This window comes from Kosakonia sp. HypNH10 (assembly GCF_029850615.1).
Classification (GTDB): domain Bacteria; phylum Pseudomonadota; class Gammaproteobacteria; order Enterobacterales; family Enterobacteriaceae; genus Kosakonia; species Kosakonia cowanii.
The window spans coordinates 444,275-464,461 of record NZ_JAOTIU010000003.1; the positions used below are offsets into that span (position 1 = coordinate 444,275).

The 20,187-nt window shown below is 57.5% G+C and carries 14 protein-coding genes; 8 read left to right on the forward strand and 6 right to left on the reverse strand.

From position 1 onward, the window contains the following. The first annotated feature begins 155 nt into the window (after nucleotides 1–155). Nucleotides 156–4,058, forward strand: a complete 3,903-nt coding sequence (hrpA, locus tag N7V53_RS11535) for an ATP-dependent RNA helicase HrpA (RefSeq protein ID WP_279793437.1) — start codon at nucleotides 156–158, stop codon at nucleotides 4,056–4,058. A 1,149-nt stretch (nucleotides 4,059–5,207) separates the two neighbouring features. On the opposite strand, the gene N7V53_RS11540 is transcribed toward hrpA, so the two are convergent. Genes N7V53_RS11540 through N7V53_RS11555 form a run of 4 tightly spaced genes read right to left on the reverse strand, consistent with a single transcriptional unit; the run spans nucleotide 5,208 to nucleotide 10,030 of the window. Continuing rightward, the gene (locus N7V53_RS11540) at nucleotides 5,208–5,867 is read right to left on the reverse strand and encodes an O-methyltransferase (protein ID WP_279793438.1); all 660 of its coding nucleotides are present in this window, start codon (nucleotides 5,865–5,867) and stop codon (nucleotides 5,208–5,210) included. A 26-nt stretch (nucleotides 5,868–5,893) separates the two neighbouring features. Beyond that, entirely contained in the window at nucleotides 5,894–7,270 is a 1,377-nt protein-coding gene (locus N7V53_RS11545) for an efflux transporter outer membrane subunit (protein WP_279793439.1), read from the reverse strand. Further along, nucleotides 7,267–8,349 (reverse strand): HlyD family secretion protein, encoded by a 1,083-nt coding sequence (locus N7V53_RS11550; protein WP_279793440.1) that lies wholly within the window; start codon nucleotides 8,347–8,349, stop codon nucleotides 7,267–7,269. Before N7V53_RS11550 ends, N7V53_RS11545 begins: the two co-directional genes overlap by 4 nt. 28 nt (nucleotides 8,350–8,377) lie before the next feature. Beyond that, a complete protein-coding gene (locus tag N7V53_RS11555) occupies nucleotides 8,378–10,030 on the reverse strand; it encodes an MFS transporter (protein ID WP_279793441.1) in 1,653 nt (550 codons plus the stop codon). 333 nt (nucleotides 10,031–10,363) lie between these two features. Between N7V53_RS11555 and N7V53_RS11560 the strand changes: the two genes are divergently transcribed. Beyond that, nucleotides 10,364–11,164 (forward strand): YdcF family protein, encoded by an 801-nt coding sequence (locus N7V53_RS11560; RefSeq protein ID WP_023478746.1) that lies wholly within the window; start codon nucleotides 10,364–10,366, stop codon nucleotides 11,162–11,164. 200 nt (nucleotides 11,165–11,364) lie between these two features. Further along, complete coding sequence (aldA, locus tag N7V53_RS11565; RefSeq protein WP_279793442.1) at nucleotides 11,365–12,804, forward strand: aldehyde dehydrogenase; 1,440 nt, start codon at nucleotides 11,365–11,367, stop codon at nucleotides 12,802–12,804. A 32-nt stretch (nucleotides 12,805–12,836) separates the two neighbouring features. On the opposite strand, the gene N7V53_RS11570 is transcribed toward aldA, so the two are convergent. Continuing rightward, entirely contained in the window at nucleotides 12,837–13,763 is a 927-nt protein-coding gene (locus N7V53_RS11570; RefSeq protein ID WP_279793443.1) for an alpha/beta hydrolase, read from the reverse strand. 171 nt (nucleotides 13,764–13,934) lie between these two features. Between N7V53_RS11570 and cybB the strand changes: the two genes are divergently transcribed. Continuing rightward, complete coding sequence (cybB, locus tag N7V53_RS11575) at nucleotides 13,935–14,468, forward strand: cytochrome b561 (RefSeq protein ID WP_023478751.1); 534 nt, start codon at nucleotides 13,935–13,937, stop codon at nucleotides 14,466–14,468. Nucleotides 14,469–14,689: 221 nt separating this feature from the next. Then, on the forward strand, nucleotides 14,690–16,015 hold the full coding sequence (locus tag N7V53_RS11580) for an MFS transporter (RefSeq protein WP_076769880.1): 1,326 nt from the start codon (nucleotides 14,690–14,692) through the stop codon (nucleotides 16,013–16,015). An 89-nt stretch (nucleotides 16,016–16,104) separates the two neighbouring features. Here N7V53_RS11580 and N7V53_RS11585 read toward each other — a convergent pair whose 3' ends face one another. Continuing rightward, nucleotides 16,105–16,446 (reverse strand): hypothetical protein, encoded by a 342-nt coding sequence (locus N7V53_RS11585; protein WP_023478609.1) that lies wholly within the window; start codon nucleotides 16,444–16,446, stop codon nucleotides 16,105–16,107. A gap of 427 nt (nucleotides 16,447–16,873) precedes the next feature. Here N7V53_RS11585 and N7V53_RS11590 point away from each other — a divergent pair, with 427 nt between their 5' ends. The 3 genes from N7V53_RS11590 (at nucleotide 16,874) to N7V53_RS11600 (ending at nucleotide 20,143) form a co-directional block, all read left to right on the forward strand. Next, nucleotides 16,874–17,149 (forward strand): metal/formaldehyde-sensitive transcriptional repressor, encoded by a 276-nt coding sequence (locus N7V53_RS11590; RefSeq protein WP_023478742.1) that lies wholly within the window; start codon nucleotides 16,874–16,876, stop codon nucleotides 17,147–17,149. A gap of 31 nt (nucleotides 17,150–17,180) precedes the next feature. Next, on the forward strand, nucleotides 17,181–18,299 hold the full coding sequence (locus N7V53_RS11595; protein WP_023478640.1) for an S-(hydroxymethyl)glutathione dehydrogenase/class III alcohol dehydrogenase: 1,119 nt from the start codon (nucleotides 17,181–17,183) through the stop codon (nucleotides 18,297–18,299). Nucleotides 18,300–18,451: 152 nt separating this feature from the next. Continuing rightward, entirely contained in the window at nucleotides 18,452–20,143 is a 1,692-nt protein-coding gene (locus tag N7V53_RS11600) for a methyl-accepting chemotaxis protein (RefSeq protein ID WP_279793444.1), read from the forward strand. Nucleotides 20,144–20,187: the final 44 nt, after the last annotated feature.

A 20,187-nucleotide genomic window follows, 5' to 3' on the forward strand; every position in this document is an offset into this window, starting at 1 on the left:
GTCACACTCTATTCACAATCCGTAATCATGAATAGCGCAATATATCGAAGCCCATGTTCGAATTTCTTGAACAAGAAAAGGATTGTTGCGATGTGCTATTCTACGCACATTGCAAACTGATCCAGTTTCCCGGCAGTGCTCTGCCCGATAAATCTATGACTGAACAACAAAAATTGACTATTAACGATCTCTACGCGCAGCTCGACACGCTGATGCTGCGCGATAAACAGCGCTTCGCCCGCCGTCTGCAGGGCAGCAAGAAAGTTAAAAATCCTGAATCTCACCAGGCCTTGTTACAACAGATCGCAGAAGAAGCCGCACAGGCTGCAGCGAAAGTGGCGCAGCGCGAAGCGTCTCGCCCGGTAATTGACTACCCGGAAAACTTGCCGGTCAGCCAGAAGAAGCAGGCGATCCTCGAAGCGGTACGCGATAACCAGGTGGTAATTGTCGCTGGTGAAACCGGCTCCGGTAAAACCACGCAGCTGCCGAAAATCTGTATGGAGCTGGGGCGCGGAATCAAAGGACTGATTGGTCATACCCAGCCGCGTCGTCTTGCTGCACGTACCGTGGCGAACCGTATTGCTGAAGAGCTGAAGACCGAGCCGGGCGGCTGCGTTGGCTATAAAGTCCGCTTTAACGATCACGTCAGCGATAACACCCTCGTTAAGCTGATGACGGACGGTATCCTGCTGGCAGAGATTCAGCAGGATCGGCTGCTGATGCAGTACGACACCATCATTATCGATGAGGCGCACGAACGCAGCCTCAACATCGATTTTCTGCTCGGCTACCTGCGCGAGCTGCTGCCGCGCCGCCCGGATCTGAAAATCATCATCACCTCGGCGACCATCGATCCTGAGCGCTTCTCGCGCCATTTTAACAATGCGCCGATTATTGAAGTCTCCGGGCGCACCTATCCGGTGGAAGTGCGCTATCGTCCGATTGTTGAAGAGGCGGATGACACCGAGCGCGACCAGCTGCAGGCGATTTTCGATGCCGTGGATGAGCTGGGACGTGAAAGCGCTGGCGACATTCTGATCTTTATGAGCGGCGAGCGCGAAATTCGCGATACGGCAGATGCGTTAAATAAACGCGATCTGCGCCATACGGAAATTTTGCCGCTCTATGCGCGCCTCTCCAACAGCGAGCAGAACCGCGTCTTTCAGCCGCACAGCGGGCGGCGCATTGTGCTGGCAACTAACGTGGCGGAAACCTCGCTCACCGTGCCCGGCATTAAATATGTGATTGATCCCGGTACCGCGCGCATCAGCCGCTACAGCTACCGCACCAAAGTGCAGCGTCTGCCGATTGAGCCGGTGTCGCAGGCCTCTGCCAACCAGCGTAAAGGGCGCTGCGGCCGTGTCTCGGAAGGGATCTGCATTCGTCTCTATTCGGAGGATGATTTCCTTTCGCGCCCGGAGTTTACCGATCCGGAGATCCTGCGAACCAACCTGGCGTCGGTCATTTTGCAAATGACCGCGCTGGGGCTGGGCGATATCGCCGCCTTCCCGTTTGTCGAAGCGCCGGATAAACGCAATATTCAGGATGGTGTGCGCCTGCTGGAAGAGCTGGGTGCGATTGCCACCGACGAACAGCAGACCGCCTATAAACTGACGCCGCTTGGTCGCCAGCTTTCGCAACTGCCGGTCGACCCGCGTCTGGCGCGCATGGTACTGGAAGCGCAGAAACATGGCTGCGTGCGCGAAGCGATGATCATCACCTCGGCGCTGTCGATTCAGGATCCGCGCGAGCGGCCAATGGATAAGAAACAGGCCTCGGATGAAAAGCATCAGCGCTTCCACGACAAAGAGTCCGATTTCCTCGCCTTTGTGAACCTGTGGAACTACATCGGCGAGCAGCAGAAAGCGCTCTCCTCGAACCAGTTCCGCCGCCAGTGCCGCGTCGATTACCTCAACTACCTGCGCGTGCGCGAATGGCAGGATATCTACACCCAGCTGCGCCAGGTGGTGAAAGAGCTTGGAATTCCGGTGAACAGCGAGCCGGCAGAGTACCGCGAGATTCATATTGCGCTGCTTACCGGGCTGCTGTCGCATATCGGTATGAAAGATGCCGATAAGCAGGAGTTTACCGGCGCGCGCAACGCCCGTTTCTCCATCTTCCCTGGCTCCGGTTTGTTCAAGAAACCGCCGAAATGGACGATGGTGGCCGAACTGGTAGAAACCAGCCGCCTGTGGGGGCGCATTGCTGCGCGCATCGATCCCGAGTGGGTCGAACCGGTTGCGCAGCATCTGATTAAACGCTCCTGGAGCGAACCGCACTGGGAGCGCTCGCAGGGTGCGGTGATGGCGATGGAGAAAGTGACGCTTTACGGTCTGCCGATTGTCGCCGCGCGTAAGGTCAACTACAGCCAGATCGATCCGGCGCTGTGCCGCGAGCTCTTTATTCGCCACGCGCTGGTGGAAGGGGACTGGCAAACCCGCCACGCCTTCTTCCGCGACAACCTTAAGCTGCGCGCCGAAGTGGAAGAGCTGGAGCATAAATCCCGCCGCCGCGACATTCTGGTGGATGATGAGACGCTGTTTGAGTTTTACGATCAGCGCATCAGCCATGAGGTCATTTCGGCCCGCCACTTCGACAGCTGGTGGAAGAAGGCGAGCCGTGAAACGCCGGATCTGCTCAACTTTGAAAAGAGCATGCTGATCAAAGAGGGCGCGGACAATGTCAGTAAGCTCGATTACCCGAACTTCTGGCATCAGGGCAACCTCAAGCTGCGTCTGAGCTATCAGTTTGAGCCGGGCGCGGATGCCGATGGCGTGACGGTACACATTCCGCTGCCGCTGCTCAATCAGGTGGAGGAGAGCGGTTTTGAGTGGCAGATCCCCGGCCTGCGCCGCGAGCTGGTGATTGCGCTGATCAAATCGTTGCCGAAACCGACGCGGCGCAACTTCGTCCCCGCGCCGAACTATGCCGAAGCGTTTTTAGGCCGCGTGACGCCGCTGGAGATGCCGCTGCTCGACGCGCTGGAGCGCGAACTGCGCCGCATGACCGGCGTAACCGTCGACCGCGACGACTGGCACTGGGATCAGGTGCCCGATCACCTGAAAATCACCTTCCGCGTGGTGGATGATAAGAATAAGAAGCTGCTCGAAGGCCGCTCCCTTAGCGAGTTGAAAGAGCAACTGAAGGGCAAAGTGCAGGAGACGCTGTCGGCGGTGGCCGACGACGGCATTGAGCAGAGCGGGCTGCATATCTGGAGCTTTGGTCAGTTGCCGGAAAGCTACGAGCAGAAGCGCGGCAGCTACAAAGTGAAGGCGTGGCCAGCGCTGGTTGATGAGCGCGACAGCGTGGCGATCAAGCTGTTCGATAATCCGCAAGAGCAGCAAAATGCAATGTGGGCCGGTATTCGCCGCCTGCTGCTGCTGAACATCCCGTCGCCGATTAAATATCTGCACGAGAAGCTGCCGAACAAAGCCAAGCTGGGGCTCTACTTCAACCCGTACGGTAAAGTACTGGAGCTGATTGATGACTGCATCGCCTGCGGTATCGACAAACTGATTGATGAAGCGGGCGGCCTGGTCTGGACGGAGGAGGGCTTTGCCGCGCTGCATGAGAAAGTGCGCGCCGAGCTGAACTACACGGTGGTGGAGATCGCCAAACAGGTCGAGCAGATCCTGACGGCGGTGTTCAATATCAACAAGCGTCTGAAAGGGCGGGTTGATATGACCATGGCGCTGGGGTTATCGGATATCAAAGCGCAGATGAACGGGCTGGTGTATCGCGGTTTCGTCACCGGCAACGGCTTCCGCCGCCTCGGCGATACGCTGCGTTACTTACAGGCGATTGAAAAGCGGCTGGAGAAGCTGGCGGTCGATCCGCACCGCGATCGGGCGCAAATGCTGAAAGTGGAGCAGGTGCAGCAGGCGTGGCAGCAGTGGCTGAACAAGCTGCCGCCCGCGCGTCGTGACGATGAAGAGGTGAAGGCGGTTCGCTGGATGATCGAGGAGCTGCGCGTCAGCTTCTTCGCCCAACAGCTCGGCACGCCGTACCCCATCTCCGACAAACGCATCCTGCAAGCAATGGAGCAGATTAGCGCGTAATGCCTTTGTAGGCCGGACACGCGATGGGGTTGTAGGCCGGATAAGGCGTCAGCCGCCATCCGGCAGTTAACCACGGCTTACCAAACGGAACAGTTCGCCATCCGAGCAGGATTGCCGGATGGCGCTACGCTTATCCGGCCTACGGTATCGAATTCACCCGCACGCGATGGGTTTGTAGGCCGGATAAGGCACCAGCCGCCATCCGGCAGTTAACCATGGCTTACCAAACGGAACAGTTCGACATCCGCGCAGGATCGCCGGATGGCGCTACGCTTATCCGGCCTACGGTATCGAATTTACCCGCACGTGATGGGTTTGTAGGCCGGATAAGGCACCAGCCGCCATCCGGCAGTTAACCATGGCTTAGCAAATGGAACAGTTCGACATCCGCGCAGGATCGCCGGATGGCGCTACGCTTATCCGGCCTACGGTATCGAACTCACCCGCACGCGATGGGTTTGTAGGCCGGATAAGGCGTCAGCCGCCATCCGGCAGTTAACTACGGCTTACCAAACGGAACAGTTCGACATCCGCGCAGGATTGCCGGATGGCGCTACGCTTATCCGGCCTACGGTATCGAATTTACCCGCACGCGATGGGGTTGTAGGCCGGATAAGGCATCAGCCGCCATCCGGCAGTTAACCACGGCTTACCAAACGGAACAGTTCGACATCCGCGCAGGATCGCCGGATGGCGCTACGCTTATCCGGCCTACGGTATCGAATTCACCTGCACGCGATGGGTTTGTAGGCCGGATAAGGCGTCAGCCGCCATCCGGCAGTTAACCACGGCTTACCAAACGGAACAGTTCGACATCCGCGCAGGATCGCCGGATGGCGCTACGCTTATCCGGCCTACGGTATCGAATTTACCCGCACGCGATGGTTTTGTAGGCCGGATAAGGCCCCAGCCGCCATCCGGCAGTTAATCACGGCTTAGCAAACGGAATAGCTCCCCATCCGCGCAGGCTCGCCGGATGGCGCAATGCTTATCCGGCCTACGGTAACGAATTTACCCGCACGCGATGGGGTTGTAGGCCGGATAAGGCCCCAGCCGCCATCCGGCAGTTAACCACGGCTTAGCAAACGGAATAGCTCCCCATCCGCGCAGGATTGCCGGATGGCGCTACGCTTATCCGGCCTGCGATTTTTACGAGTTTACCCACGCCAGCGTAAAGCCATCCCATCCTTTTGTGCCGACGGTCTGCATTGCCGTCGCCGTCAGGTGCGGGTTGTCGCCAATCATCTCAATAAATTTACGCACGCCCTGCACCCGGTCATCGGTGGAGGATGGGTTGGTCACTTCGCCGTCGCGCACCACGTTATCGCCAATAATCAGCGTGCCGGGACGCGAATAGTGCAGCGCCCACTTCAGGTAGTTCGGGTTATTGGGTTTATCGGCATCGATAAAGATCAGATCGAACGGCGGGCGCTCGCCGAGGGATTCCAGTGTTTGCAGCGCCGGGCCCTCTTTGACTCTCACCTGGCGGGTTAACCCGGCAAATTCAATGTTCTCACGGGCAATCGCGGCATGTAACGCATCGAACTCCAGCGTCAGTAATTCGCCATCGGAGGGCAACTCTCGCGCCATCCACACCGTGCTATAAGCGCCCAGCGTGCCGATCTCAAGAATACGTTTCGCGTGCGTCATGCGCACCAGCAGCGCCAGCAGCTGGCCCTGCATTGGCGAAACATCAATTTCAGGTAACCCGGCGCGCCGGTTATTGGCGAGGATCTGCGTCAGAACCTCATCTTCAGGGAGAAGCTGTTGTGCTAAGTACTCATCTACCGCGGACCATTTCTGCTGCATAGCATAACTCCTGGTGTTGTTGAGAATTAGTTCATACCGGACCAGCCTCCACCCAGCGCGCGATAGAGATCCACCTGCGCCAGTAACAGATTATTTTTCACCTGCACGGCGTTGAGCTGCGCGCTGAAGAGCGTGCGCTGCGCATCAAGCACCGTCAGGTAGGAGGAGTAGCCGTTCTGGTAACGATTTTGCGCAATGCGCAGCGTCTCTTCCGCCACCTGCTGCTGGCCTTCCAGCTCGCTCAGCTGCTCGCCGAGGCGAGTGATAGCATCGAGACTGTCATTCACCTCTCTGAACGCATTGCGCACGGTACTTTCATAGCCATAGAGCGCCTGGTTGCGCTGCGACATGGAGACATCCACCTGCGCATTCAGCGCCTGGCGGTTCAGCAGCGGCGCCAGAATGCTGCCGCCAATGTTCCACAGCCGCAGCGGGTTATCGAGCAGGCCGGGCAGGGTGTCGTCCTGCATACTGCCGCTGGCGGTGAGATTGAGCGACGGCAGCAGTTTCGCCTGCGATACCGCAAGCCCGGCATCAGCGGCAACCAGCTGGCGCTGAGCCTGCACGATATCCGGCCGCCGGTTAAGCAGCGTAGATGGCAGCTGCGCAGGCAGCGACAGCGGGGTAAGCGCCGAAAAATCGCCGCGCTGGATTGCGCCCGGGTTGCTGCCGAGCAGCACGCTGAGCGCATTCTCCTGCTGGCTAATCTGGTGCTCCAGCTGCGGAATTTGCGCCCGCGTTGCGCGTAGTTCCGAATCCGACTGCATCAGCTCCAGCCGCGAGGTATAGCCAGTTTCATACTGACGCCGGGCGAGCCGCCAGGCATCTTCCCGCGCTTTTAGCGTCGAGCGCGTGACGCGCAGCTGCTCATCCAGTGATAGCAGGGTGAGATAACCGGAGGCGACATTGGTGGCAACGGTTAAATCGGCCGCCGCAGCCGCCGCTTTTTGCGCCTCCAGCGAGGCTTCTGCCGCCAGCGATGCGCTGCGGCTCGCCCCCCAGATATCGACATCGTAACTGGCGGTTAAATTGCCCTTATAGAGCGTGCTGTGCACCGGCTGACCAGTGGCGGCGGATTGCGAACGGGCGCGGGTGCCGGATAAACCGACATCCACTTCGGGAAACAGCGCACCGTTGGCGGCATAGACCCGCGCCTGGTACTCATTGACCCGCTCGCGGGCGACCAGCACGTCGCTGTTATAACGCAGAGCCTGATCGACATAGCGGTTGAGCTGGCTGTCGTGAAAGTTGCGCCACCAGACGCTGTCGACTTTGCCCAGCGGCCCGCTTTCGCTGCGCCACGCCGCCGGGATCTGTAACGAAGGCTGTGCGCGTTCCACATCCACCGACTGGCAGCCCGCCAGCAGCAGGCTGAGCGCGATAAGTGTCGGATAGCGCCTCATTGCTGCGCCTCCCGCGTATCAATATGCACCTGCACGGACATACCGGGACGCAGACGGGCGATCTCATCGGCTTTGCCCTCCACCTGAATGCGCACCGGAATACGCTGGGCGATTTTGACAAAGTTACCGGTGGCGTTGTCCGGGCTGATAGCGCTGAACTCCACGCCGGTAGCGGGCGAAATGCTCTCAACCCGGCCGTTAAAGCTGCGGCCATCAAGGGCATCGACACTAAAAGTGACCGGTTGGCCGACAACCACATCAGCAAGTTGCGTCTCTTTGAGGTTGGCAATCACCCAGCGCTGGGCAGGCACCAGCGAGGTGAGATGCGTCCCGGCAGTGACATACGCGCCGAGGCGCACGCTGATCTGCCCAAGCTGCCCGTCGCGCGGGGCGACGATGCGCGTATTTTGCAGATCGATCTGCGCCAGCTCCAGCGCCGCCTGGGCGTTTTCCACATCTGCCTGTAGCGAGGCGCGATTGACGATGGTGGTTTGCAGATCCTGGCGCGACATCTCAAGCGTTGCCTGCGCCTGGGCGATACTGGCGCTGTTTTGCGCGGCGGTTGCCAGCGCGGCATCGCGCTCGCGAACCGAGAGGGAACCGTCCGCCGTCAGCGCTTTGACGCGTTTTAAATCCGCCTGCGCCTGAAGGTTCTGCGCTTTGGCGCTGGCGAGCGCCGCTTCATTACGCGCGATCACCGCCTGCGCGCTTTTGCGCTGTTGCAGGTTGTTTTCCAGCGCGGCGCGCTTCATCGCCAGCGTCGCCTTCGCCTGATCGACGCGCTGACGATAGATGCGGTCGTCAATCTGCATAATCAGGTCGCCTTTTTTCACATTGACGAAATCCTGCACCGGCACTTCGGTGATATAGCCATTGACCTGCGGGCTGATAAACGTCGTCTGCCCGCGCACATAGGCGTTATCCGTCGACTGCGTATGCCGCGTAAACGGCGGCAGTTGCCACGCGTAAAGGATCACCAGCACGCCGACGATCACGATCGCCGCGGCGGTAAATAGGGACACCACGCGCACATTGCTGCGGGTACTTGCCTGCTCTTTAGCGGCGTCCTGCTGGCTCATAGTAAGAACTCCAGTAATGTCATCATTATTATTTGCTACCCGTTGCCCGTTTCAGGGCCAGACGAGCGGTAATACGCAGGCGCAGCAAGCGCCATACAATCCATAACAGCGTGGCGGCGGCGACGCTCGCCGTCAGCATATAAGTGTCGTTATAAGCCAGTATCGTCGCCTGTAACGTCGAGGCGGTCTGCAACTGGGTTATCGCCTGCACGCTGAGCAGGCTGTTGTCGCCGATCATGCTCTGGTACATCTGGCTATAGAGTTGCAGGCGCTCATTGACCAGCGGGTTAAGGGTGGTGAGCTGATCCGCCAGCAGGCTTGAGTGATACTTTTCGCGCCACGTCTGAAAGGTGCCGAGGATCGCCGAGCCCATCAGCCCGCCGATATTCTGGCTCATGCCAAACAGCACCGAGAAGCTGACGAGGTTGCGCGGTTCGGCGATGACGCCACCAATCCCGGCCAGCATCGCGGGGGCGATAAAAAAGGCGCTGGCAAAGCCGAAGAGGAACTGGCTTATCATCAGCTGATCCGGGCGCGTCAGGCTGGTTGACTGGCTATCCATCAGCGAGGCGATAATCATCAGCGCCAGCGCGGTGAGGATCGGCCACCCCAGCCGCTGCGGCTTGATGGTCAGGCAACTGGCGACAATCCCGCAAATAATCCCGGCGAGAATCGACCACGCCAGCCGGGTCATCTGCTCGTTTTGCAGGCCAACATACTGCAACCAGCCAAAAACCCCGGTGTTCTGTTCGGCAAGCACAATGCGGATCAGCAGCATAATCAGGCCGAGGCGCACAATACTGCCGCTGGAGAGCCAGCGGGTGTTGAGCAGCGGGTTCTTTCGGTTGTGCTCAAACACAATCGCCGAGACGATCAGTACCAGCGCACCGGCCAGCGCCCAGCCGAGCCACGGTGTTTCAAACCACCAGTCGAGACGCCCGAGGGAGAGCACCGCGCAGAGCAGCGCCATGCCGGGTGCCAGCAGAAAGAAGGTGATGAAATCCTTCTTCTCAAACACCTTTTTACGATCGCCCGGCGGCAGCTTGAGGGCAATCACGCAGCCGAGCGAGATAAGCGCCAGCCCAAGCTCGAAAAGATAAAGCCCGCGCCACTCCTCGAGTTGTAGCAGTTCGGTAGAGAAGAGGCGGGCAATCGGGATCGCCAGCGTCGAACCGGTAATACCGATGGTTAGCGCTTTCAGCCGATGTTTCGCTGGCCAGGCCTGAATTTGATAGTAGATGCCCAGCGAGCTGAGCGCGGCGGCCACCATGCCATGCGCACCGCGTACCAGTAGCGCAGAACTGAGATCGTTAATAAAGAGGTGGAAAAAGGTGACCAGCACATAGAGCACCAGAAACCCTTCGGTAAATGCCCGCAGGCCATACTGCTGGCGAAACTTTACCAGCAGCAGGTTGATGGAGACGTTGGTCATCACGTATACCGCCGGTAGCCAGGCGATCTCCGTTGACCAGGCGGCAAAGGTGCCCTGCAAATTTTGCAGGTTCGCCGTCACCATTGCGTTACCCAGTGCGCCGGTCATGGAGACCAGCAAACCGACAATGCCATAGGCGATGCGCCGCGGCGTGCTGTGCCAGGGCGTTGAAGGGGAGCCGAGCAGCATCGGCTTTTCATGAGCGGCCCATTCACGCGGCGCGTAGGGGTCGCGTTTGGGTTCAGACATTACTTTTTGACCTCATGGGTAACGATAGACGGCAGAGAAAAACATCGAGTGTGGTTATGCATGAAGACCTAAAGATTACTTTGCTGAATAGTTAGGGGGCTAACGATTCTACGTGCGCCCATAAATGCAATGCAAGTGCATAAGAAAAATATAGATTACGCGCTACACCGTGGCAGGGGAAGCTAACAAAAATAGTCGCTCGTTGCGTGACGTTGTCACGAAATGTTTTCTTTTTGTGCGGTGCTCAGTGGTGAAAACCGCGATTAGGAGAGATCCTCTGTTCAGTATTCGGCGTGCGGTTAGGCTGGAGACAGCAATGTGAAGGAGGTTTCCATGCTTAAAACAACATTTCCCGCTCTGCCTGAGCCGACGCTCGCCGCCGTAAACAGGCTCGGTGAATGGCTGGCGCAAAATGACTTCACCGGCAAACCGTCGCCGGTGCGGGCAGATGTGGTGATCCTGGCGGGTAATGCCGTCATTCCGACCATTGAAGCTGCCTGCGGACTGGCGGCAGCGCAAAAAACACCGCTGCTGATTAGCGGCGGTCTTGGTCATTCAACCACCTTCCTCTATTCAGCGATTGCCCGCCATCCACGCTATAACGTGATTCGTACCACCGGGCGCGGCGAAGCGGCGATCCTCGCCGATATCGCTCGCCAGTTCTGGCAGATTGGAGAGCGCCAGCTACTGATTGAAGACCGCTCAACCAACAGCGGCGAAAATGCCCGTTTGAGTCTTGAACTGCTGATGAGCCGACAGATTGCGCCGAAAACAGCGGTGATTGTACAGGACCCAACCATGCAGCGGCGCACGATGGCGACCTTCGCCCGCGCCAGCCAGCAGTATGCTAACGCACCGCACTGGTTCAGCTGGCCCGGCTTTACGCCACGGTTGATCAACACGCCGGATGGGCTGGCTTTCCAGCCCCGCGTTCGCGGGTTATGGCCCGTTGAACGTTATCTTTCCCTGATGATGGGGGAAGTGCCGCGCCTGCGGGATGACGCGAACGGTTATGGCCCTAACGGGCGCGATTACCTGGCGCATGTTGAATTTCCCCCGGAGATCGAGCAGGCCTGGCAAACCCTGCAGGCGGATCCTCAACTCACCGACGCCTTATCCCAGCGCGCGCTGTAAGGCCAATGCCCGTTTGCGTCAGCTGTGGCGCAAACGGGCAGCGCCATCCTCTGAACACGTAATTTTTTGTTCGCTTTTCCCGCCGCTTTTTTGCGTTCCCTCACAAAAGTTGCTCCTGAGCCTCGGCATCGCCCGCCGCGGCGATAGATTTTTAACAACACGTTAGCTTTTTAAAAACAATGCCATTACAGGAGCAGATCATGACAGCACCCGTACAACACCCGATGTTTATTGATGGGCAATTTGTCAGCTGGCAGGGCGAAAGCTGGCTTGATGTGATCAACCCGGCAACGGAAGAGGTTCTCGCACGTATTCCCGACGGGCGCGCAGAGGATGCTCGCCAGGCCATCGAGGCCGCCGAGCGGGCACAGCCCGGCTGGGAAGCGCTACCCGCCATTGAGCGTGCAGGCTGGCTGCGTAAAATTGCCGCTGGCATTCGTGACAACGCCAGCGAAATTAGCGCGCTGATTGTCGCCGAAGGGGGCAAAATCCAGCAGCTCGCCGATGTCGAAGTCTCCTTTACCGCCGATTACATCGACTATATGGCCGAGTGGGCGCGCCGTTACGAAGGGGAGATCCTGCAAAGCGACCGCCCGAACGAGAATATCTTTGTCTTTAAACGTGCGCTGGGCGTGACCACCGGCATCCTGCCGTGGAACTTCCCGTTCTTTCTTATCGCCCGCAAAATGGCGCCTGCGCTGATTACCGGCAACACCATTGTGATCAAACCCAGCGAGTTTACCCCGAGTAACGCCATCGCATTCGCCAAAATCGTTGAGCAGGTTGGCTTACCGAAAGGGGTCTTCAACCTGGTGCTCGGGCGCGGCGAAACCGTCGGCCAGGAGCTGGCGGGTAACCCGAAAGTGGCGATGGTCAGCATGACCGGCAGCGTCGGCGCGGGGGAGAAGATCATGGCGGCGGCCGCGAAAAATATCACCAAAGTGTGCCTCGAACTGGGCGGTAAAGCGCCAGCGATTGTACTCGACGATGCCGACCTTGAGCTGGCGGTGAAAGCGATTGTTGACTCCAGAGTGATCAACACCGGACAGGTGTGTAACTGCGCCGAGCGCGTCTATGTGCAGAAGGGCATTTACGATCGCTTCGTCAACCGCCTCGGCGAAGCGATGAAAGCGGTGCAGTTTGGCGATCCGGCGCAGCGCAACGACATTGCGATGGGGCCGCTTATCAACGCCGCGGCCTTGCAGCGAGTGGAAGAGAAGGTGGCGCACGCCGTCGCCGAAGGGGCGCGAGTTGTCCTCGGCGGCGAAAAAGTTGCAGAAAAAGGGTACTTCTATCCGCCGACGCTGCTGCTGGATGTCAAGCAGGAGATGGCGATCATGCATGAGGAGACCTTTGGCCCGGTGCTGCCGGTGGTGGCGTTCGACACGCTTGATGAGGCGCTGGCGATGGCGAATGACAGCGACTATGGCCTCACGTCTTCGATCTACACCCGCGATCTCAACCAGGCGATGAAAGCGGTGCGCGGGCTGAAGTTTGGTGAAACCTACATCAACCGCGAGAACTTTGAAGCGATGCAGGGGTTTCACGCTGGCTGGCGTAAATCGGGCATTGGCGGCGCGGATGGCCGCCACGGCCTGAATGAATATCTGCAAACCCAGGTGGTCTACCTGCAATCGTGATAAGCCTGCCCCCGCAGCACGCGGGGGCGTTTTCACACCTTGCTTTCGATCCACGCCATCATCAACTCCGGCCAGACGGCAACCGGTAAGCCCAGCGCATCGCGAATACCAAACCCGTGTTTCCCCTGCTCAAACAGATGCATCTCCACCGGCACGCCGAGGCGGCGCAGCGCACTGAACATCACCACGCTGTTTTCCACTTTTACCGCCGGATCGTCGACCGCATGCAGCAAAAAGGTTGGCGGCGTCTGGCTGTTGACCTGCTCCTCGGCAGAGTAGCGGCGGATCTGCGCCTCATCGGGCGTATCGCCAATTAGCTGCTGGCGCGACATCGGGTGATCGATATCGGCATGCATAGTGATCACCGGGTAGACCAGCGCCATAAACGCCGGGCGCGCGCTCTGCTCATCGATGGCGTCCATTGGTGTATAGACCGAATCGTGGTAACGCGTGCCGAGACTCGCCGCCGCGTGGCCGCCAGCGGAAAAGCCCATCACGCCGAGTTTGTCGCCGTCAAGCTGCCAGCGCTCCGCCTGGGCGCGGATAAGGCGCATTGCCCGCTGCACATCCGCCAGCGGCGCGTCTGCTCCCTCGGCATGACCATCGCCGGGGAAGCGGTAGGTCATCACAAACAGGGTATAGCCGCGTTCATTAAAGAAGGGGGCGAGGGCGCTGCCCTCTTTATCCAGCACCACACGGCGGTAAGAGCCGCCGGGCGTCACCAGAATGCCGACACCGTTGGGGTGCTGTGGCGCATAAACGGTGATTTCCGGTGCCCGCACGCCGGTCACCGAGCGATCGAAAGGCGAGGGGCCGGTATGCTCTGTTTCCAGCTGAAACTGTACCGGGCTGACCTTCGCGCCGGGCGCTTCGCCCTGCGGCCAGACGGGAAAGGTGGTGGCGCGCGCGACGGCGTCCTCCATTAAACTCAGTAGTTTTTGCGGCGTCAGCTTATCCACACAGGCTCCTTATGTTTTGTGCTTATTCATTATTGCGTTGTCGGTTTTTACTGCGCAAACCACGCGCGCCGCGTAAGCGCTAAGTGGCTGAAAAGTGATACAGAAAAGTTAATGAATTTTTAAGGAAACCCCGTTATGTTGAAAGCCGGTTCGTTCTTTCAGGGGTTTCATATGCGTAGCAACTATTCAGGCCCGCAGATCGCCATCCACTGGTTGGTGGTGCTGCTGGTCGTCGGCGCATACTGCGCCATGGAGTTTCGCGGGTTTGCGCCGCGCAGTTACCGGCCATATTTCAATATTGTCCACGTCTCATGCGGTATCTCTGTTCTCGTGCTGATGGTCGCACGGTTACTGGTGCGGCTAAAACACCCGGCACCGCCTATTGCGCCTAAACCCTCCGCGATGATGACCGGGCTGGCGCACCTCGGGCATCTGGCGATTTATCTGCTGTTTATCGCCTTGCCGCTGCTGGGCCTGCTGATGATGTATAACCGCGGCGGCCCGTGGATCGCCTTTGGCCTGCCGATGCCCCACGCAGCCGAGGCTAATTTCGATCTGGTCGACACGCTTAAGGAGTACCACGAACTCCTCGCCACGCTCGGTTACTTTATTGTTGGCCTGCATGCCGCCGCCGCGCTGCTGCACCATTACATTTTCAAAGACAATACGCTGCTGCGCATGATGCCGAAAAAGCGCGAACGATAACGCCTTCTGCCCGGTGACATCCGTGACCGGGCTGCATATCCTGCGAAATTCCTTAACCGTTTTTGCGTAACTTGCCCCAGAATGCTGTGATCCCGCCTGATTTTTGTAAGAAAAAGCTGGGGAGAAATCACATTTTCTATCATCGCCTGTGGGCGAAATTCGAACAAGCAGTGTAGATATTATATCTATTATAGAAACACTATCGAGAGCGGGAGAGGCAAATGACACAGCCAGTACAGGAATCACTCGACCGGGTGGCTGCCGATGCGCAGGCCGGCGGATCGCGCAAATTACGTAAAGTTCTGCTCGCCACCGGCATCGGTCACTTTGTGGAGTGGTTCGACTTCGGCCTCTACGGCACGCTGGCGGCAATTATCGGCCTGCAATTTTTTCAATCCTCCAGCCCCAGCGTTGCGCTGCTCTCCTCGTTCGCGGTATTTGGCGCCGGGTTTATCATGCGCCCGCTCGGTGGACTGTTCTTCGGCTCGTTGGGCGATCGTAAAGGCCGACAGAAGGTGCTGGCGACGGTGATTTTGCTCACCTCGGGCGCAACGTTTGTCATGGGGCTGCTGCCGACCTATCACCAGATTGGCATTACCGCCACGGTACTGCTGGTCATCACCCGCCTGGTGCAGGGCTTTGCCGCAGGCGGTGAAAGCTCGGGCGCAACAACGTATCTGGCAGAATACGCTCCGACCGCCAGACGCGGTTATTTCACCTGCTGGATCGACAACTTTGGCTTTATGGCCTTCGTTGTTGGCTCCGGGCTGGTGTTCTTGCTCACCGCTGCGCTGGGTGAGAGCACCATGAACGACTGGGGCTGGCGCATTCCTTTCCTGATTGCCGGGCCGCTCGGCTGGGTCGGGCTCTATCTGCGCAGGCATCTGGAAGATTCGCCGGAGTTTCTTGAGGCGATGAAAAGCGGGCAGATTGAAACCGCGCCGCTGCGCAAAGCGGTGACGACCGCCTGGCGCGCGCTGCTCTTCTGTGTCGGGTTTGTGGTGATCAAAGCGGTAGGGCACTGGACGCTCCAGACGTTTATGCCAAGCTACCTCGCCACCGAGCTGCATTTCAGCAAACTTAATGCCTACGCCATCACCACTATCGGCCTCTTCTCCGTTGCGGTATTGGTGCCATTTATGGGTTATCTCTCTGACAAGTACGGCCGTAAGCCGCTGATGCTGGCGGGTTGTGCGGGGTTTATTCTGCTGAGTTACCCGGCGATGATGATCATGGCGAACGGCGATGTGCTCTCAGCGGTGCTGGCGATGGTGATGCTCGGCGCGTTTATCGCTGCGTTTGATGGCGCATGTACGGCAGCGATGGCGGAGCTCTTTCCTACCAACGTGCGCTACGGCGGCCTGTCGATTGCCTATAACTTTGCCGTGGCCTTCTTTGGCGGCATCACGCCGTGGTTCTCCGCGTGGCTTATTACGTCGACAGGCGATAAGTTTTCACCCGCCTTCTATGTCATGGGGGCTGCGTTAATCACCTTCATCACCGTGATGCGCGCCCGTGAAACAGCCGGACAGCCTTTAAAACGTTAAAATAATGCCCGGTGGGGATTATCTCGCCGGGTTATAAAATGATCGATATATTCTTATAGTGAAATATAATATATCCGATGCGAAAGCGCCTAGGTGGAAAGTTTTATCCCATAGGGGCACAGCGGAAATAAGCATTCGTTTTGTTTATCACATTCGCGCAAAGAAATATTATCATTCCCTGGACATGAGCAACTATTTTTTAAAGTTTTCCAGATGGTTGGGAAATAGGGCATGGTATGGATAACTTTGAATTCATGCATTCTGCCATCCATGATAATCCCTTTTGAATCAGTAACTAATATATTCCCCGGGCGCAGGAAATAGTGGCCCCGGTACCAGACGATCACCGCTTTGTCCTGCTGTGTCCTGGCTAAAGCAAATGCCGTACCCGTGGCAGGGGAAACTAACATATCCGTAATATTCCAGCGCATACATCTTCCTTACATAATATCTACTCATTCGCCAGGAAGAATCTTAGCAAACAATATAGAAAGAACCTAAGCGAAACGTTAATTTAAGTTCAATATGCTAAACGAGAATAATATTTAAAAATTTTTACGCTAAGTTGTGCGCTGAAACATGCTAACGGGAAGAGTGTCATGCGAAATTAATAACCTGAGTTAATATATGGTTATTTCATTGGCAGGCGAAAAGTCCCCTTTAACTATTATCTTTTGTGATGCTATCGAGATATCAATTCATAATTAATCCCTCAGTGGGTCAATCGACGAGCAGGATAATTAACGCATTTACCCCGCCAGCGCTTTTACAGCCATACTCTTTTCTTCCTCAAAACGTTTGTTTGCATGACCATCGCCGCTAAGTTACCATACCCCCCTATAGTATCCAGGAGGTTCTATGCCCCATTCACCTGAAGATAAAAAACGCGTGCTGACGCGGGTGCGGCGTATTCGCGGCCAGGTTGACGCGCTGGAGCGGGCGCTGGAAAACGGCGAGCCCTGCATCGCAATTTTGCAACAAATCGCCGCCGTACGCGGCGCAGCCAACGGCCTGATGGGCGAAATGGTTGAAATTCACCTGAAAGATGAGCTGGTCGCCGGAGAAACTACCGCCGACCAGCGCGCAGTGCGGATGGCAGAAGTCGGCCATCTGCTACGCTCTTATCTAAAATAAGCAACACCGTATACATAAAAAGGAAAGCGAGATGAAATCACGTGCAGCTGTAGCCTTCGGGCCAGGCCAACCCCTCAAGATTGTCGAAATCGACGTTGCGCCACCGAAAAAAGGGGAAGTGCTGGTACGCATTACGCACACCGGTGTTTGCCATACCGATGCCTTTACCCTTTCCGGTGACGATCCGGAAGGCGTTTTCCCGGCGGTACTAGGTCATGAAGGCGGCGGCATCGTTGTGGAAGTGGGCGAGGGCGTCACCAGCCTGAAGCCAGGCGATCATGTTATTCCTCTGTACACCGCCGAGTGTGGCGAGTGCAAATTCTGTAAATCGGGCAAAACCAACCTCTGCCAGGCCGTGCGCGCCACGCAAGGTAAAGGACTGATGCCGGACGGCACCACCCGTTTCTCCTATAACGGTGAGCCGATTTATCACTACATGGGTACCAGCACCTTCAGCGAATACACCGTTTGTGCTGAGATCTCGCTGGCGAAAGTCAACGAGGAAGCGCCGCTGGATAAGGTCTGCCTGCTGGGTTGCGGCGTTACCACGGGTATTGGCGCGGTGCACAACACGGCGAAAGTGAAAGAGGGCGATACGGTTGCCATCTTTGGTCTCGGCGGTATCGGGCTTGCGGCCATTCAGGGCGCGGTACAGGCAAAAGCGGGCCGCATCCTGGCTATCGATACCAACCCGGATAAATTCGCGCTGGCGAAAGAGATGGGCGCGACCGACTTTATCAACCCGAAAGATCACGATCGCCCGATTCAGGAAGTGATTGTGGAAATGACCGATGGCGGCGTTGACTACAGCTTTGAGTGTATCGGCAACGTCAACGTTATGCGCGCAGCGCTCGAGTGCTGCCATAAAGGCTGGGGCGAAAGCGTGATTATTGGCGTTGCGGGCGCAGGCCAGGAGATCAGCACCCGTCCGTTCCAGCTGGTCACCGGTCGCGTATGGCGCGGTTCCGCATTCGGCGGCGTTAAAGGCCGCAGCCAGCTGCCGGGCATGGTGGAAGATGCGATGGCGGGCAAAATCCGTCTCGACCCGTTTATTACTCACCGCCTGCCGCTGGATAAAATTAACGAAGCCTTCGATCTGATGCATGAAGGTAAATCGATCCGCACCGTTATCCATTTCGGCGAAAAGTAATCTCCCTTCGCGCCAGCAGGCCCTCCGCTGGCGCTACCAAACTCCAAATCTGTGACCGCCGTTGCGCTTTTCACCATAAGAAAAATCCAATTATTGCCGATGCCTATATATCATTCCTTTGTACTTAGCAGACTAATACGAGAGTCGACGCCATGGATAACAAAGCAGCAATGCAACAAACACAAGGCATTGGTTTTATGCACAATATTCGCCTGGTTCCCCTTTTTTCCTTTATCCTTTCCGGCATTCTGGTGCTATTTGCCTTAAGTTCCGGTTTGGCGGGTTACTTCCTGATGCAGGCCGACCGCGATCAGCAGGATGTGACGCAGGAGATCCAGGTGCGCATGGGATTATCTAACAGCTCCAACAACCTTCGCGTCGCCCGAATTAAATTGATTCACGCAGGTGCTGCAAGCCGTATCGCCGAAATGGAAGATGTGAAAACCAACATCGCCGAAGCGGAAAAACGCATTAAACAGTCGCAGGAAAACTTTAAACAATATATGGATCGCCCGGTGAAAACCGAGGCCGACCTGACGCTGGATAACGATCTCACTGCCCGTTTTGACGCCTACACCGCCGGGCTGCAACCCATGCTGAAGTATGCCAAAAACGGCATGTTTGAAGCGATTATCAACCATGAAAGCGAGCAGGCGCGCCAGCTGGATGACGCCTACAACGCCGTATTGTTGAAAGCGATTGAGATCCGCACCGAGCGTGCGCAGCACCTGAAAGAGCAAGCCCACAGCCGCACGCAGCTTGGCCTGATCTTTATGGCCGCCGCGTTTGCTTTTGCACTGGTGCTGACCATCATCACCTTTACCGTACTGCGTCGTGTGGTCATTAATCCGCTGCAACGCGCTGCCCAGCGTATTTCACGTATCGCCTCCGGCGATCTGACGCTGCCGGACGAACCAACAGGCCGCAGCGAGATTGGGCGTCTGAGCCACGACTTACAAGCCATGCAGCACTCTCTGGTTACTACCGTCGCCACGGTGCGCCAGGGTGCGGAAGAGATCTACCGCGGGACCAGCGAAATCTCCGCCGGTAACACCGATCTCTCTTCGCGTACCGAGCAGCAAGCGGCAGCGATTGAAGAGACCGCCGCCAGCATGGAGCAGCTTACCGCAACCGTGAAGCAGAATGCCGATAACGCGCATCACGCCAGCGGTCTGGCGCGCGACGCGTCGGGCAAAGCGACGAAAGGCGGCCAGATTGTCTCCGGCGTCGTGCAGACAATGGGCAATATCACCACCAGTTCGCGCAAAATCTCTGAAATTACCGCCGTGATCAACAGCATCGCCTTCCAGACCAATATCCTGGCGCTCAACGCGGCGGTGGAAGCCGCGCGCGCCGGTGAGCAGGGTCGCGGCTTTGCCGTCGTTGCCAGCGAAGTACGTACTTTGGCAAGCCGCAGTGCTCAGGCGGCGAAAGAGATCGAAGCGTTGATCAGCGAGTCCGTCAGCCTGATTGAGCAGGGCTCCGGCGAAGTGGTTTCCGCCGGGGAAACGATGGATGAGATCGTGACTGCCGTTAAACGCGTCACCGATATCATGCTGGAGATTGCCGCGGCATCGGATGAACAGAGCAAAGGCATCACGCAGGTAAGCCAGGCGATCACCGAAATGGATAATGTCACGCAGCAGAACGCCTCGCTGGTTGAAGAAGCCACAGCCGCAGCCACCTCGCTGGAAGAGCAGGCCGCACGTCTGACCCAAGCGGTTGGTGCATTCCGGCTGAATGGCGCAGAGGCGCAGCGCCAGAACAGCGCGACACCGACGGCAAAACCCTTTACCCCGCAGCGCCCGGCACTGGCGAGCGGTGATAACTGGGAAACCTTCTGACCTTGAGATAAATGTTGAGATAAAAAAAGAGGCCGGATAATCCG